This is a genomic window from Pseudomonas sp. AN3A02, from assembly GCF_011765255.1.
Classification (GTDB): Bacteria; Pseudomonadota; Gammaproteobacteria; order Pseudomonadales; family Pseudomonadaceae; genus Aquipseudomonas.
On the sequence record NZ_JAARNI010000002.1, the window covers coordinates 86,561 to 102,077 of the forward strand.

The 15,517-nt window shown below is 59.9% G+C and carries 14 protein-coding genes and 3 pseudogenes; 5 read left to right on the forward strand and 12 right to left on the reverse strand.

The genetic code is table 11. The annotated features are described in order from the left end of the window. Nucleotides 1–47 precede the first annotated feature (47 nt). The 11 genes and pseudogenes from HBJ59_RS10250 to HBJ59_RS10305 form a co-directional block, all read right to left on the reverse strand. Complete coding sequence (locus tag HBJ59_RS10250) at nt 48–386, reverse strand: phage tail protein (RefSeq protein WP_124416564.1); 339 nt, start codon at nt 384–386, stop codon at nt 48–50. A 28-nt stretch (nt 387–414) separates the two neighbouring features. Continuing rightward, nucleotides 415–1,575, reverse strand: coding sequence for a phage tail tape measure protein (locus HBJ59_RS10255; RefSeq protein WP_167663493.1), 1,161 nt, complete (start codon nt 1,573–1,575; stop codon nt 415–417). A 63-nt stretch (nt 1,576–1,638) separates the two neighbouring features. Next, nucleotides 1,639–1,893, reverse strand: a complete 255-nt coding sequence (locus HBJ59_RS10260) for a hypothetical protein (RefSeq protein ID WP_094949899.1) — start codon at nt 1,891–1,893, stop codon at nt 1,639–1,641. Nucleotides 1,894–1,922: 29 nt separating this feature from the next. Further along, entirely contained in the window at nt 1,923–2,273 is a 351-nt protein-coding gene (locus HBJ59_RS10265) for a phage tail assembly chaperone family protein, TAC (protein ID WP_124416562.1), read from the reverse strand. Nucleotides 2,274–2,281: 8 nt separating this feature from the next. Beyond that, complete coding sequence (locus tag HBJ59_RS10270; protein ID WP_104995658.1) at nt 2,282–2,773, reverse strand: phage tail tube protein; 492 nt, start codon at nt 2,771–2,773, stop codon at nt 2,282–2,284. A gap of 81 nt (nt 2,774–2,854) precedes the next feature. Next, nucleotides 2,855–3,046 carry a hypothetical protein gene (locus HBJ59_RS10275; protein ID WP_167663494.1) on the reverse strand — a complete coding sequence of 64 codons (192 nt, stop codon included), beginning with the start codon at nt 3,044–3,046 and terminating at the stop codon, nt 2,855–2,857. A gap of 76 nt (nt 3,047–3,122) precedes the next feature. After that, nucleotides 3,123–4,134, reverse strand: a pseudogene (locus HBJ59_RS10280) (phage late control D family protein). Between the two features lie 9 nt (nt 4,135–4,143). After that, nucleotides 4,144–4,356, reverse strand: a complete 213-nt coding sequence (locus tag HBJ59_RS10285; protein ID WP_167663495.1) for a tail protein X — start codon at nt 4,354–4,356, stop codon at nt 4,144–4,146. A gap of 120 nt (nt 4,357–4,476) precedes the next feature. Continuing rightward, nucleotides 4,477–4,989: pseudogene (locus tag HBJ59_RS10295) on the reverse strand (hypothetical protein); the annotation flags it as partial. Nucleotides 4,990–5,011: 22 nt separating this feature from the next. Continuing rightward, on the reverse strand, nt 5,012–5,350 hold the full coding sequence (locus HBJ59_RS10300; RefSeq protein WP_017480135.1) for a phage holin family protein: 339 nt from the start codon (nt 5,348–5,350) through the stop codon (nt 5,012–5,014). 594 nt (nt 5,351–5,944) lie between these two features. Beyond that, nucleotides 5,945–6,679, reverse strand: a complete 735-nt coding sequence (locus HBJ59_RS10305) for an XRE family transcriptional regulator (RefSeq protein WP_076015410.1) — start codon at nt 6,677–6,679, stop codon at nt 5,945–5,947. A gap of 198 nt (nt 6,680–6,877) precedes the next feature. On the opposite strand from HBJ59_RS10305, the gene mutS reads away from it, so the two are divergent. Further along, the gene (mutS, locus tag HBJ59_RS10310; protein ID WP_167663496.1) at nt 6,878–9,469 is read left to right on the forward strand and encodes a DNA mismatch repair protein MutS; all 2,592 of its coding nucleotides are present in this window, start codon (nt 6,878–6,880) and stop codon (nt 9,467–9,469) included. A 142-nt stretch (nt 9,470–9,611) separates the two neighbouring features. Then, entirely contained in the window at nt 9,612–9,935 is a 324-nt protein-coding gene (gene fdxA, locus HBJ59_RS10315) for a ferredoxin FdxA (protein ID WP_003208688.1), read from the forward strand. A gap of 496 nt (nt 9,936–10,431) precedes the next feature. Here fdxA and apbC read toward each other — a convergent pair whose 3' ends face one another. Then, nucleotides 10,432–11,526: an iron-sulfur cluster carrier protein ApbC gene (gene apbC / locus HBJ59_RS10320; protein ID WP_076015412.1), complete on the reverse strand. Its 1,095-nt coding sequence runs from the start codon at nt 11,524–11,526 to the stop codon at nt 10,432–10,434. A 171-nt stretch (nt 11,527–11,697) separates the two neighbouring features. On the opposite strand from apbC, the gene metG reads away from it, so the two are divergent. The 3 genes and pseudogenes from metG (at nt 11,698) to nth (ending at nt 15,481) form a co-directional block, all read left to right on the forward strand. Beyond that, nucleotides 11,698–13,749 (forward strand): methionine--tRNA ligase, encoded by a 2,052-nt coding sequence (gene metG / locus HBJ59_RS10325; RefSeq protein ID WP_076015413.1) that lies wholly within the window; start codon nt 11,698–11,700, stop codon nt 13,747–13,749. A 124-nt stretch (nt 13,750–13,873) separates the two neighbouring features. After that, nucleotides 13,874–14,701: pseudogene (gene rsxB, locus HBJ59_RS10330) on the forward strand (electron transport complex subunit RsxB); the annotation flags it as partial. A 141-nt stretch (nt 14,702–14,842) separates the two neighbouring features. Then, nucleotides 14,843–15,481 carry an endonuclease III gene (nth, locus tag HBJ59_RS10335; RefSeq protein ID WP_010170146.1) on the forward strand — a complete coding sequence of 213 codons (639 nt, stop codon included), beginning with the start codon at nt 14,843–14,845 and terminating at the stop codon, nt 15,479–15,481. Nucleotides 15,482–15,517 lie beyond the last annotated feature (36 nt).

A 15,517-nucleotide genomic window follows, 5' to 3' on the forward strand; every position in this document is an offset into this window, starting at 1 on the left:
GCAAAGAAAACCCCGCACTGGGCGGGGTGTGGGCGCCGCTGTTGGCACTAGGGATGAAAGGCCTGCTCGAACGTCGCCGTGAGGGAGTAGAGCCCCGCGCCCATCGGCGTCGGTTGGTACCCCTTGCAGCGAAACAGCGCAGGCGTGGCCAACGGCGCGGTCCAACTGAACGCTTTGGCGCCGGCGTGACGGTCGAGGAACGCGACAATTGCCTTGATTCGCGCCTCGTCACCGACGAACGTCAGTGGCCACGATTGGGTTTTGCTATTGATGCCGTCAGCGGCTGTTTGCTGGTAGCCGTCGCCGAATTTGGCCGTTTTCAGGCGAAACTCGACGCTGCCGACCGGCTCCACTTTGGGCTCCCAGGTGAAGGTTTCTGTGCTCATGTTTTCTCCCGGCGCAAGCCGTTGGTTGTCAGCGGCCGTTAATGGCCGACCAGATTTGCCCGCCCGGTTTGAGGTCGCGTGCAATTTGCTCGGCGGCGCCTTGGCGGGCGGAGCCGGCATAAGCACGGGCGACGTTCTGGGCATTGCCATCGGTGCCGGCGCCCTGGCCGTCGGCAACGTTGATGGTTTGCTGGATGACGACCTGGTTGCTGCTGGTACTGCCCGACTGGCCAGCGCCCAAGGCGCGCACGCCGAGGGAGCCGTCGGAACCGCGGCTCAGCGGCATGATGGCTTCGGGGCCGGCTTCGCCGAACAGGGCCATGGGGGCGAGGGTGGGGCCGGTGGTGACCGAGTTAGTGAAAACGCCGCCATCGGCGAATTTCAGGCCAGAGACATTCAGTTCATTTTGATAGCCGCTGGAGCCCAGTACCGAACCTGCTGGAACAGAAGGGGTAAACCAACTGGTGATCGCCGCGCCGGCCATACCGAACAACGACTTCAGCGCGCTGGACGCCGCCGTTTTGGCGGCCATTGCCGCCATGTCTTTGAGTACCGAGGTGGCAAAGTCGGAGAAGTTGAACTTGCCCGTGGTTGCAAACGCCAGTACTGCGTCATCCATCTTCCCGAACGCACTGGTGAACACCGCCTTCGATTGCTCGGCCGCGGTGCCCGCCTTGTTTGAGTACTCCTCAAACGCATCGTTGGCGCCCTTGCGCCAGTCGTCGACTAACTGGGTCATGTCGGCGAAGGTGGTCTTGACCTGCTGCGTTTTGTCTTCACTGAGCAGTGCTGCTCCCGCTTGATCGGCGTCGGCAGCATCCCCATACGGCCCACCCGTTGGAAACGTCAAACCCGCCCGCTCGGTATAACTCGACGGCCCATCCAAGGCGCCGACAAAATCACGCTGCGCACCCTGGCTCTGCTTGAGCACCTCCACCAGCTGCGCATTTTTCTGGATAAATTTTTCCGCCGCATCCGTGGCCGGGTCATAGGATTTTTGAAAGTCCTTGAACTGGCCGGACGTGACCTGTAGCGCCGCTGCAGCAGACGCGCTGACCTTTTTACCGGCGTCCTCGATCTTCTGCTGCATCTCGCGCATGCTGTTTTCGGTAATCCGTGACGCCTTCGCCAGGGCCTGCTCCAGGCTGCCGAGGTTGAGCGTCAGATTACCCTGGGAAGCAGTTGCCATAGGTTTCTCCGGGTCATGGATAAAACCCGCTTGAGGCGGGTTTCAAGGAAAGTGGCGTCGTCCTTAACGCCACTCGTTCATCGCACGTTCGAGTGATACGCCCCGACGCAGCTCATGGGGCATGAAATCAATCAACTCGGCCGTGCCACCGCCCAGCCGGTGGGTCTGCAGCGCCACCAACGCGCTGCCCGCCTCCAGCCGCCTACCGGCGTGCAGGGAGCCATATCGATCGATATAGCGGCCCCAGGCCAGGGCTTCGTGGTAGGTCATGCGTTCCTTGGCTTGCGCAATCGTGCGGCCGCCCACTCCGTTCAGCACCAGTTCGTGCCAGAACTCATCGGCGACCGTCAGCTCTTTACGCCGCCACCGCTGGTGCCATTCACCTCATTGACTGCATTGAGGATCACAAACCCCAATGACGGCTCAAGGCCGAAGGCATCGTCGTAACTCAGCGCTTCAGTGCCGTCGTTACCCAACGACACCGAAGCGGCGAGGTAACTGGCATTGCGGCTCTGGGCAGATTCGCCCTGGGTAAAGAGGCGCTCGATCACACCGAACGACTGGCGGCGGATGTGCAGCGTGAAGGTGTCAGTCACTTCCTTGCCGGTTTTGCTGTCCAGGTGCGTCCAGCTGATGTCTTTCTTCACCGGCTGGCCATCAACGATGCCGCCCTTGGCTTTCAGTTGTTTGAGGTTCATGGCTTCTCTCAGGCTTTCTTGATCCAGGCGCTGCCGCCGGTGCGTTGGATGGTCACGGTGGTGGTCACGACCGCGTTCAGTGCGAAGTTGAACGGGAAGTCCGAGACGTAGCCGTCGAACGTGAACCAGGTGCGGGTCGCCGGCAGTTCAAAGCCATCACCTTTGGTGTTGACGGTAGGCAGTACGTCCTTGCCGTCGGACCAGCCCACGGCCCACTTCACGCCGGTGTCACCCTTGGCTTCGGACAGTTGGTGCAGGCGGATGTGGCTGGCGTTGGTAGGGTCGGCGTTCAGGCCCAGGCTCGCGGTGCCTGGGGTGCGCAGACCCTTTTTGTAGCTGCGCTCTTCGGCATTCAGGCTGGTGTCTTCGATCTGTTCGGCCGGCGCACCGCCCGGTTCGAACGAGGTGGCGTGCTCGATCTCCAGCACGGTGTAAGGCCCGGTGCCGGAGACCGGCGGGACGAGGGCAAAAATCTGGGTACCTTGGGTAAGAATCGACATCGAGTGTTCTCCATGAACATTAAAAAACCCGCAAAGGCGGGCTGTGGGGTGCAACGGATGCAGGGCTTTGGTCGAGGTGAATCAGGGCGCCGGTTTGCCATCCAGATAAGGCGGAGCATTCGGGTCCGGTTCACGGCTCTTGATCACGTCGACCAATGCCTGGTTGCTCTGGGCCAACATGCGCAGGGCGGCATTCAGCGCCACCTGGCCGTCTGTTTGGGTTTGCAGGGCGGCGATCAAACGGTTGATTGCGGCCAAATCTTCGTCGTTCATAGGCATCTTGGTTCCTGTCGTACTTCAGGTAGGCAGTGAGAGGGGTTCAAACTTCAATAGCGCGTGACGGCGGCCATCAAGACGACAACCCGCTGGCTGTGATCGAACTGCAATAGCCCGTCGCCATGTCGCCGACATGGGTCACGGTAGTAATCGACCAACGCCCCTGCATATACGAAGGCCAGGTCTCATCCAGCACCAGCAAGCCCTCGGCCGCCAGCAGTGGATTGCCTGGGCAATCGATCAGCAATTTCAAATCTTCACGCCCCACACGACGCAGTTCGCCTTCGGCCATGGCACGGGCTTCCGCTTCGTTCTGGTAGCGTTGGCGCAAGGTTTTGAACGGGGCATTTCCCACATGAACCACGCGCTGCTTGCCAACGGCGGCATCCCACCAGGTGACACGGCAGCCGTCATATTTTGCCCGGGACTTTTCGTCGAGCTTGGCAGTGATGAACGCCTGTTCACCAGCGCGGTTGTCTTCGGTCATCGACAACTTCACCTCCGGCAGCAGTTGACCGGAAAGCGACGCGACCCGCCCGGCTTCGGCCAGCACATACAGTTCATTGAAGGGTTTGGTGACCGCGCAATAGCGTTTGGCAAGGCGTGTGATGAACGCCATGTCGCTTTCGTTGGACTGGTCGATGTGGGCGATTTCCAACTCTTCCAGCGACGGTGCCACACGCGGTGAAAAGCCATGACGACTGACCAGTTGGCGGAACAATGCCCCCAACGTCGTGGGCCCATAACTGGCGGACCGACGTTGGCGATAGCCGCTTTTGTCGGCCATGCTGAACGGCGCAGCCGTGGCCACGATCATCAAACTCATGGGAAACAGCACCGGGGTGCGCTGGGTGACGACAAACCCTCCCCTTCTCCACCAATCCCGATTCCAGATAACCAGCACGCAAGCCGATCTTGCCGTCGAGGGTGGGCAACCCTTGCAGCCCCTCGATATTAACGGTCAACTCGAGCCGATCATTCTCAATGCCTGCAGTGTCGGTGTGACTCCAGCGCATCGGCCGCTGGTTGAGCAGCGCCGCGTTGGCGCCATAGAACTCCACAATCGGTGTGAATCCCTGTGCCATGCAGCCTCCTTAATCCCAGGCCAGAACAGGTCGCACGGCAGCGGGCCGCGCTTGCATTTCAGGCACGATGACCCACACGCCAGCCGGCAGTACCGGGCCGTATTCGGTCAGTAACGGATTGCGGCGCCAGAGGGTTTCTTCCGCCGCGTCATCGCAACGCCCCAACTCGCGGTAGAGCAACAGGTTGACCGAATCACCGGCAATACTTCGCACTCTACGCATTGACGAACTCCTCTAATTCCAGGGTCCAGGTCATGAGCATGGCGGTGCCGTCGTCGATCACATTGCTCTGGGTTTCCACGACTGAATTGATCCGCCACAGGCCCCAGTTGCGGCCAATGCCTCCGCCAGCGGCTTGTATTGGTCGGGGTCGTCGATGTTCGAGACTTCCCAGGTGCAGGCGAACAGCGGTTTGCCTGTGGGATCGTTGAGCAGCGGCGGTCCGATATAGAGGGTTTGGGTGAAGGTGACGGTCCAGGTGTCGTAGTCCGTTTCTGCGGCGGTGCGTATGGATGGCGCAGCGACAATGTTGGTCGGCAGGTCGCACTGCTCCTGCGGCAGGTTCCAGCGGTTATCCAACACCAGGTCCATCAGTTGGCTGGCCAAGTCGCAGGCATCAAAGGGCAAGGCACCCGGGGCAACCATGGCCTTGAGTGAAATCCCCAGGGAGTGGGCTTTGCGCCCTTCGCGGGAGCGAATGCCCGGGCCATTGCCTTCGACGGTGATCAACACACCGGTGTTATTCGCGGCGCCCTGGAAGTCCTGATGATTGCCGACCTTCAGATCCGGAAAGGCAACGCGCAGCGCCTCGTTGATGGCCTGGGGCAGTTGGGAGGGTTTTTCGATGAGTGTCATTTAAGTCGCGTCCTTGCAACGGTTACTGCGGGTCCCGGCCTGGGCCTTCGTTGACGCCGATGCGCTTGGCCGCCCAGCGTTCATAAAGGCCGATGGCCACGTCGGCACCGGCCATGGCGGTCAGGCAACCAATGGCGCCGGCTGTCCAGATCGACATGCCGGCGGCGTAGCACAGCATCAGGGCTGACACCCCGCACACCATGCACGCCCCGGAACGCAGGGCCAGGCGTCGCACCAGCGACCAACCGCGGGCGCCCTCCTTGTCGGCACGCCACATTTCTCCGGATACACCGCCGATCAGGGCCAGTGCGATCACTAGCCAGATAGGCATTTCCGCTAACGCTTGCTGCTCGTTTGTCATGTCACGCCTCCTGGCTGAGCATTACCGGCGCAGTGCCGGGTGTTGGGTAATTCCATTTATAGGTAGGCATTCCAAAAAGCCCGGTTGCCCGGGCTTTTCAGTAATGCTGTCCTCGAACTTTCGGCGCTACTGGCGCGGTACGGTTCTTTCCTCAATGTTTTTCCGACCACGATCCCTGTCTGCCGGATAACTGCTTCTGGTGCTTTACGCTGCACACCCGGGTCAGTTGCCAACCCTCTGAACCGTTAAGGCCGGTTCATCGCTGCCTGTTCTTGAAGCGGTTTGAAACTAAAGAGCGTCGGCATCCTTGCCGGTGTTGCCTGGCATCCGTGCCATCGCTTCGATGGCGTCCTTGCCGGTGTTGCGTAACATCCTTGTCTTCCTTGGCAGCATCCTTGCCGCCTCCACCAGGCCTTCTTGGCTGGCTTGAGATGAAGAATATGCATGTATGCATATACAGTCAATGCACAAATGCATTTATTTTTGCGCAACATATGCATAGATGCATTCACGGCCTTATGGGCAAAGGGTTTGGTGGTTTTGCACGGGCGAAAAAAAACCCGCTCATTGGCGGGTTTTTCTTACGCAGAAGGGTTAGCGGGCGTACATGCCCCACCAGAAGACGTGACCGAGGATGCTGATCTGCTCTTCCTGGATGTCCTGGAAGCTGTAGTCCTCATCCGGGTGTTCATCGCGGTTGAAACTGCGCAGGCGAATCCCCGAAGGCAGGCGGTAGAGCTGTTTCACCCGCAGTTGGCCGTTGTGATTGATGGCATACAGGTCGCCGTCGACGATGTCACCAATCCCGCACTTGCCGGCGTTGACGCCGACGGTCGCGCCGTCACGCAGCACCGGCAACATACTGTTGCCACGCACCGTGACGCACTTGGCCTGGTCGAACTGCACACCGTTATGCCGCAGGCTGCGCTTGCCGAATCGCAGGCTGGCCTTCTCGCTTTCCTCGATGACGAATCTTCCTGATCCAGCAGCCAATTCAACCTCGCGCAGAAAGGGGATCGACACCTCGTCATCATTAACGGGCGTGTCGTCGTCCCACAGGCTTATGTCCTTGAGTTCCGAATGCATCGGGTCACGTTCCTCAGACCGCGCCGACACCAGCGCCACGCGCCCGCGCAGCTGATCGGTGCTGACCTGAAAGTAATCGGCAATGCGTGAGATGTGCTTGTCCGACGGATCAACGATCTTGCCGCTGAGGATCCGGGAGAGCGTGGATTGAGGCACGCCGGTACGCCGGTGAAGCTCCGTGGGGGAGATCCGGTCGCGGTCCAGCAGTTCTCTTAAGACGATAGAAACGTTGCGTTTTTGCATAACGCGGATAGTGCAGGCAGTTTTGATGCTTGGCAAATGCTAATTTGCATATTTAATGCATTGATTGCAGATTTTTACCTGACCGTTTGTGCACTGCGAAGCCCCGACCTCGCGTGTTAACCTTGCGCCCATTGCAAAAAATGCTGGGCCAAGCGCCCCCTTTGCCCCATCACTTTCAACGAATTTGCTAACTATCCAATGAGTAAAAACACTTCCGATCTGTCCTCCCACACCCCGATGATGCAGCAGTACTGGCGCCTGAAAAACCAGCACCCTGATCAGTTGATGTTCTACCGCATGGGCGACTTCTACGAGATCTTCTATGAAGACGCGAAGAAGGCCGCCAAGTTGCTGGACATCACCCTGACCGCGCGCGGGCAGTCGGCCGGGCAGGCGATTCCGATGTGCGGGATTCCTTATCATTCGTTGGAAGGTTACCTGGTCAAGCTGGTGAAGCTGGGCGAGTCGGTGGTGATCTGTGAGCAGATCGGCGACCCGGCCACCAGCAAGGGCCCGGTGGAACGTCAGGTAGTGCGCATTATTACGCCGGGTACAGTGAGTGATGAGGCGCTGCTGGATGAGCGTCGCGACAACCTGATCGCGGCGGTGCTGGGGGATGAGCGGCTGTTCGGCCTGGCGGTGCTGGATATCACCAGCGGCAACTTTACGGTGCTGGAGATCAAGGGCTGGGAGAACCTGCTGGCGGAACTGGAGCGCGTCAACCCGGTGGAGCTGATGATTCCGGATGACTGGCCAAAGGATCTGCCTGCGGAACGTCGTCGTGGGACCAAGCGTCGCGCGCCGTGGGATTTCGAGCGTGATTCGGCGCTGAAAAGCCTATGCCAGCAATTCTCCGTGCAAGACCTCAAGGGTTTTGGCTGCGAAACCCTGACCCTCGCTATCGGCGCCGCCGGTTGCCTGCTCAGCTATGCCAAGGAAACCCAGCGCACGGCCCTGCCGCATTTACGCAGCCTGCGTCATGAGCGCCTCGACGACACCGTGGTGCTGGATGGCGCCAGCCGTCGCAACCTGGAACTGGACACCAACCTGGCTGGCGGGCGCGACAACACCTTGCAATCGGTGGTCGACCGTTGCCAGACCGCCATGGGCAGCCGCTTGCTGACCCGCTGGCTGAACCGTCCGCTGCGGGATTTGACCGTGCTGCAAGCCCGTCAAACCTCTATTACGTGCCTGCTGGATCAATACCGGTTTGAAAAGCTGCAACCGCAGCTCAAGGAAATCGGGGATATCGAGCGGATCCTGGCCCGGATCGGTCTGCGTAATGCACGGCCCCGCGACCTGGCGCGCCTGCGGGACGCCCTCGGCGCCCTGCCGCAACTGCAGGCAGCGATGACCGAACTGGAAGCACCGCACCTGCAGCAGCTTGCCGTCACCACCAGCACCTACCCGGAACTGGCGGCGCTGCTGGAAAAAGCCATCATCGACAACCCGCCCGCGATCATCCGTGACGGTGGCGTGTTGAAGACCGGTTACGACACCGAGCTGGACGAACTGCAATCCCTGAGCGAGAACGCCGGGCAGTTCCTGATCGACCTGGAAGCCCGCGAAAAAGCCCGTACGGGCCTGGCCAACCTGAAAGTCGGCTACAACCGCGTGCATGGCTACTTTATCGAGTTGCCAAGCAAGCAGGCCGAGCAGGCGCCGATCGATTACCAGCGTCGCCAGACCCTCAAGGGTGCCGAGCGCTTTATCACCCCGGAGCTTAAAGAGTTCGAAGACAAGGCACTGTCGGCCAAAAGCCGCGCCCTGGCTCGGGAGAAGATGCTCTACGAAGCCTTGCTCGAAAGCTTGATCGACAAGCTGGCGCCGTTGCAGGACACCGCCGCCGCCCTGGCCGAGCTGGATGTACTGAGCAACCTGGCCGAGCGTGCCCTGAACCTTGACCTGAACTGCCCGCGATTTGTCAGCGAGCCGTGCATGCGCATCGTGCAAGGCCGCCACCCGGTGGTGGAGCAGGTTCTGACCACACCGTTCGTCGCCAACGATCTGTCGCTGGACGACGATACTCGCATGCTGGTGATCACCGGTCCGAACATGGGCGGTAAATCCACCTACATGCGTCAGACCGCATTGATTGTGCTGCTGGCGCATATCGGCAGTTTCGTGCCGGCGGCCAGTTGCGAGTTGTCCCTGGTGGACCGCATCTTCACCCGGATCGGCTCCAGCGATGACCTGGCCGGCGGCCGTTCGACCTTTATGGTGGAAATGAGCGAAACCGCCAACATCCTGCACAACGCTACCGAACGCAGCCTGGTGCTGATGGACGAAGTGGGCCGCGGCACCAGCACCTTTGACGGCCTGTCCCTGGCCTGGGCGGCGGCCGAGCGATTGGCACACCTGCGGGCGTATACGCTGTTCGCGACGCACTACTTCGAGCTGACCGTGCTGCCGGAAAACGAGCCGCTGGTGGCCAACGTGCACCTCAATGCCACCGAGCACAATGAGCGCATCGTGTTCCTGCACCATGTGCTGCCAGGGCCGGCGAGCCAGAGTTACGGCCTGGCCGTGGCGCAACTGGCGGGCGTGCCAAGTGAGGTGATCACTCGCGCCCGCGAACACCTGAGCCGCCTGGAAGAAACCGCCCTGCCCCACGAAGTTCCCGTGGCCAGCCCGGCCAAAGCCAGCAACAAACCCAGTGCGCCACACCAGAGCGACATGTTCGCCAGCCTGCCTCATCCGGTACTGGATGAGTTGGCTAAGCTTGACTTGGACGACTTGACCCCGCGAAAAGCGCTCGAAATGTTATATGCACTGAAGACTCGGATATAACGCAGACGCGTGCAAGCTGGTAGACTCTCGCGCGGTTTGGGATGCTGCGGGCTTTTAGCCTGGCCTGCAGACTATCGCTCCCGAACCTCGCGAGCCCTGCCACAAGGGGTTTCGCTGCCGCCGCCTGAGGAGAGAATTAGAAATGACCTTCGTCGTCACCGACAACTGCATCAAGTGCAAGTACACCGACTGCGTAGAAGTGTGTCCGGTGGACTGCTTCTACGAAGGCCCGAACTTCCTGGTCATCCACCCGGACGAGTGCATTGACTGCGCCCTGTGTGAGCCAGAATGCCCGGCCGTCGCGATTTTCTCCGAGGACGAAGTCCCGGCAGAAATGCAGGAATTTATTCAGTTGAACGTTGAGCTGGCGGAAATCTGGCCGAATATCACTGAGCGCAAAGACCCGATGCCGGATGCGGCGGAATGGGATGGCAAGAAAGGCAAGATTGCAGACCTCGAGCGCTGATAGCGTCGAAGCCCTCTAAAAGGCCCCTTGCGGGCCTTTTTGCATTTCTGCGGGGCGGGTTTCACTTTTCTACAGGCAAAAAAAAGGGGCGGTATGACCCGCCCACATTTTTTCCCTAGTCCCTGTGTTCCTTTTCATCATCCTGATGAATCGCATCCTGCGAGGTTCCCTGAGTCATCATTCCGTGATGACTGTGTCAATCCGTGGACACAGGGCTGATCTTAGAGAGTTCCCGGGGAAGTTCAACGGGATCCAAATCGCGGAACTATATATTTGCGCGTTCGATCAATAATAAATAATTGTTATATTTCAACAAGATATAAATACAGGCAATCAATTCAAGACGTCCGCACCGGCGAAAAAACCCAAACACTTACGAGAAAGTAAGTGAATGCTTACACCAGCAATTACGTAAAAGGGTAACGAGCGGGCCCTGAAAGTTCGCCAGGCAAGAAAAAGCCCCGACACCGTCGAGGCTTCTTTCCCATCAGGTGGATCAGTCGTCGCTGACAGTGATCGTCGGCATCGCCTGGCCCTCAGCTTCCTGGAGTACGATCCGCGCCCCTACGTGGCGGGCCAGTTCCTGGTAGACCATGGCAATCTGGCCATCCGGTTCAGCAGCCACGGTCGGCTTGCCACCATCAGCCTGCTCACGAATCCCCATGGACAGCGGCAACGACGCCAGCAGTTCAACCCCGTACTGGGTCGCCAGCTTCTCGCCGCCGCCTTCACCGAACAGATGCTCGGCATGGCCGCAGTTGGAGCAGATGTGCACCGCCATGTTTTCCACAACGCCCAGTACCGGAATGTTGACCTTGCGGAACATCTCCACGCCCTTGCGAGCATCCAGCAGCGCCAGGTCCTGCGGCGTAGTGACGATCACCGCGCCGGCCACCGGGACTTTCTGCGCCAGGGTCAACTGGATATCGCCGGTGCCTGGTGGCATATCGATCACCAGATAGTCCAGATTGCCCCAATCGGTCTGGGTGACCAGTTGCAGCAATGCACCGGAAACCATCGGGCCGCGCCAGACCATCGGCGTATTGTCATCGGTCAGGAAGGCCATGGACATCACTTCCACGCCATGGGACTCGATCGGCACAAACCATTTCTGGTCTTTGATCTTAGGCCGGGTACCTTCGGCAATGCCGAACATCACGCCTTGGCTCGGGCCATAGATGTCGGCGTCGAGAATGCCGACGCGCGCGCCTTCACGTGCCAGGGCCAGGGCCAGGTTGGCGGCGGTGGTGGACTTGCCCACGCCGCCCTTGCCGGAGGCCACGGCCACCACGTTCTTGACGTTGGCCAGGCCCGGGATCTGCGCCTGGGCCTTGTGCGGGGCGATCACGCACTGGATGTCGACCTTGGCCGAGCTGACGCCGTCCAGGCCTTCAATGGCCATTTGCAGCATCTGCGCCCAGCCGCTCTTGAACAGCCCGGCGGCATAACCCAACTCAAGCTGGACCGAAACCTTGTCACCCTGCACGTCGATGGCGCGTACGCACCCGGCGCTGACCGGGTCCTGGTTCAGGTAGGGGTCGGTGTATTGGCGAAGAACGGCTTCCACCGCTGCGCGATTGACGGCGCTCATGGGCTACTCCCGAAAAAGACTGACTAAAACAGGCGGCTATCCTAACCGTTCCAGCGTCTTAGCGGCACGCTTTCGGCCGTCGGGAAAATCCTGAAACAGCCGCACGGGGTGAAATAAATTTCCCGGCGCTTTATAGTGGCCGACCTCCGTTTCATCAAGTAGCCGAGCCCCATGTCCGAGCCACGCAAGATCCTCGTCACCAGCGCCCTGCCCTATGCCAATGGTTCTATCCACCTTGGCCATATGCTTGAGTACATCCAGACCGATATGTGGGTGCGCTTCCAGAAGCATCGCGGCAATCAATGCATTTATGTCTGCGCGGACGACGCCCACGGTTCGGCCATCATGTTGCGCGCCGAGAAGGAAGGCATCACCCCGGAACAACTGATCGCCAATGTCCAGGCTGAACACAGCGCCGACTTTGCCGAGTTCCTGGTAGATTTCGACAACTTCCACTCGACCCACTCCGAAGAAAACCGCGAGCTGTCGAGCCAGATCTACCTGCGTCTGAAGGACGCCGGGCACATTGCCACGCGTTCGATCACCCAGTATTTCGACCCGGAAAAGAAAATGTTCCTGGCCGACCGTTTCATCAAGGGCACTTGCCCTAAATGCGGCACTGAGGACCAGTACGGCGACAACTGCGAAAAATGCGGCGCCACTTACGCGCCTACCGACCTGAAGGATCCGAAGTCGGCCATCTCTGGCGCCACCCCGGTGCTCAAGGATTCCCAGCACTTCTTCTTCAAGCTCCCGGATTTCCAGCAAATGCTGCAAACCTGGACCCGCAGCGGCACCCTGCAGGACGCCGTGGCGAACAAGATCGCCGAATGGCTGGACGCCGGCCTGCAGCAGTGGGACATCTCCCGCGATGCGCCGTACTTCGGTTTTGAGATCCCGGGCGAGCCAGGCAAGTACTTCTATGTGTGGCTGGACGCGCCGATTGGCTACATGGCCAGCTTCAAGAACCTGTGCGACCGTACGCCGGAGCTGGACTTCGACGCGTTCTGGGCCAAGGACTCCACTGCCGAGCTGTATCACTTCATCGGCAAGGACATCGTCAACTTCCACGCGCTGTTCTGGCCGGCGATGCTCGAAGGTTCGGGCTACCGCAAGCCGACCGGCATCGCGGTACACGGCTATCTGACGGTGAATGGCCAGAAGATGTCCAAGTCCCGTGGCACCTTTATCAAGGCGCGCACCTACCTGGACCACCTGTCGCCGGAATACCTGCGCTACTACTACGCATCCAAACTGGGACGTGGCGTCGACGACCTGGACCTGAACCTGGAAGACTTCGTACAAAAGGTCAACTCGGACCTGGTGGGCAAAGTCGTCAACATCGCCAGCCGTTGCGCCGGGTTTATCCACAAGGGCAACGCCGGTGTGCTGGTGGCTGAAAACGCCGCGCCAGAACTGACCGACGCGTTCCTGGCTGCAGCACCAAGCATCGCCGACGCCTATGAAGCCCGCGACTTTGCCCGCGCCATGCGCGAGATCATGGGCCTCGCCGACCGTGCCAACGCCTGGATCGCCGACAAGGCGCCGTGGTCGCTGAACAAGCAGGAAGGCAAGCAGGCTGAAGTCCAGGCCATCTGCGCCACGGGCGTCAACCTGTTCCGCCAGTTGGTGATCTTCCTCAAGCCGGTACTGCCACTGCTGGCGGCCGACGCCGAGGCGTTCCTCAACGTGCCGCCGCTGACCTGGAACGACCACGCGACCTTGCTCAGCAACCATCAGTTGAATGAGTTCAAGCCGCTGATGACCCGTATCGACCCGGTAAAAGTCCAGGCCATGAGCGACGCGTCCAAAGAAGACCTCGAGGCCAGCAAGACCGATACCGGAGAAACGGCGCCTGCCGGCAATGGCGAACTGGCGAAAGATCCGCTGTCGCCAGAAATCGACTTCGACGCATTTGCCGCAGTGGACCTGCGGGTCGCGCTGATCATCAAGGCCGAAGCTGTGGAAGGCGCCGACAAGCTGCTGCGCCTCACCCTGGACATCGGTGACGAGCAACGCAACGTGTTCTCCGGGATCAAGAGCGCCTATCCGGATCCGTCCAAGCTCGATGGTCGCCTGACCATGATGATTGCCAACCTCAAGCCACGGAAAATGAAATTCGGCATCTCCGAAGGCATGGTGATGGCGGCGGGCCCTGGCGGTGAAGAGATCTACCTGTTGAGCCCGGACAGCGGCGCCAAGCCGGGTCAGCGCATCAAGTAAAAACTGCGAACCGCCCCATGGTCTCGGCCATGGGACGGTTTCAGCTAGTACCCCCTCCTCGCTTGCCGGATAATCGGATTCTGTTTGCTGTTGGCCCTTTGCTGGCCGTGGCTTTTCCGGGTTCCAACGCAATGATCAAACCATGAGCCTGATTCAACGTATCGACGCCCTGCTGCCGCAAACCCAATGTGGTAAATGTGGGCATCCTGGCTGCAAGCCCTATGCAGAAGGCATTGCCCGAGGCGAGGCGATCAACAAGTGCCCACCGGGCGGCCAGGAAACCATTGCCGGCCTGGCGCAGCTGCTGAAGCTCCCGGTGCTGGAGCTGGACACATCCCGAGGCGAAGCGCCCGCACAGATCGCGTTTATCCGTGAGGCGGAGTGCATCGGCTGTACCAAATGCATCCAGGCCTGCCCGGTGGACGCCATCGTCGGTGCTGCCAAATTGATGCACACGGTGATTATCGACGAGTGCACCGGCTGTGACCTGTGTGTGGCGCCCTGCCCGGTTGACTGCATCGAAATGCGCCCGTTGACCACGGTGTTGCCGATTGTCGGCGGGCTGGCCACCAATGATCATGAGCGCCAGGCACGCAGCCTCAAGCGCGATCGGGCAAGGCGGCGGTTTGAACAGCGCAACGCGCGGCTGCAACGCGAGGAGGAGCAGAAACTCGCCGAACGCCTGGCACGCACCAAGCGCGCTGCTCCGGTGGCTGCGGCGACGGCGAACCCGGTCCAGGCCGCCATTGAGCGGGTTCGTGCACAAAAAGCCGCCGCGATGGACGCCGCCTTGAAGAAGGCCAAGATCAACCTGGCCATGAGCCGTGCCCAATTGCACAAATCGTTGAAAGCCTTTGGTCACCCGCCGACCTTTGAACAGCAGTCGCAGTTGATCATCCTGCAACAACACTTCGAAACAGCAGAGCAGGCGCTTGCGGCACTGGTGGCGGCCGATGCTCGCACTTGAAGCCCTTGATCATCAGCCGCACGTTATGAAGCGTGTACTGCGGATGACCGCCGCGTTTATCCTGCTCGGGTTATTGGGCCCGTTTTTCGTAACCACACTGACTGTCTGCAAGGAACCGCTCGCCCCATGAACGCCGCAAAACGCCTGGAAATTTTCCGTCGGCTTCACGAAGACAACCCGGAACCAAAAACCGAACTGGCCTATTCCTCGCCGTTCGAGCTGCTGATCGCCGTGATTCTTTCGGCCCAGTCCACAGACGTCGGCGTCAACAAGGCCACGGCCAAGTTGTATCCCGTAGCCAATACTCCGGAGGCGATCTACGCGCTTGGGGTTGAAGGGTTATCCGAGTACATCAAGACCATTGGCCTGTACAACAGCAAGGCGAAGAATGTCATCGAGACCTGTCGGCTGCTGGTGGAGTTGCACGGCAGCGAAGTGCCGCAGACACGTGAAGCCCTGGAAGCACTTCCAGGCGTAGGCCGCAAAACCGCCAACGTGGTGCTGAATACGGCGTTTCGCCAACTGACCATGGCGGTGGACACGCACATCTTTCGGGTCAGCAACCGCACCGGGATTGCCCGCGGAAAGAATGTGGTGGAGGTGGAAAAACAATTGATGAAATTTGTGCCCAAGCCCTATCTGCTGGATTCACATCACTGGCTGATCCTTCACGGACGCTATGTCTGCCAGGCCCGCAAGCCGCGCTGTGGCAGTTGCCGCATCGAAGACCTGTGTGAATACAAGGAAAAGACTTCCGACGATTGAGCCATCATTGCTTTTATTGATGAGTCGATTGAAAAA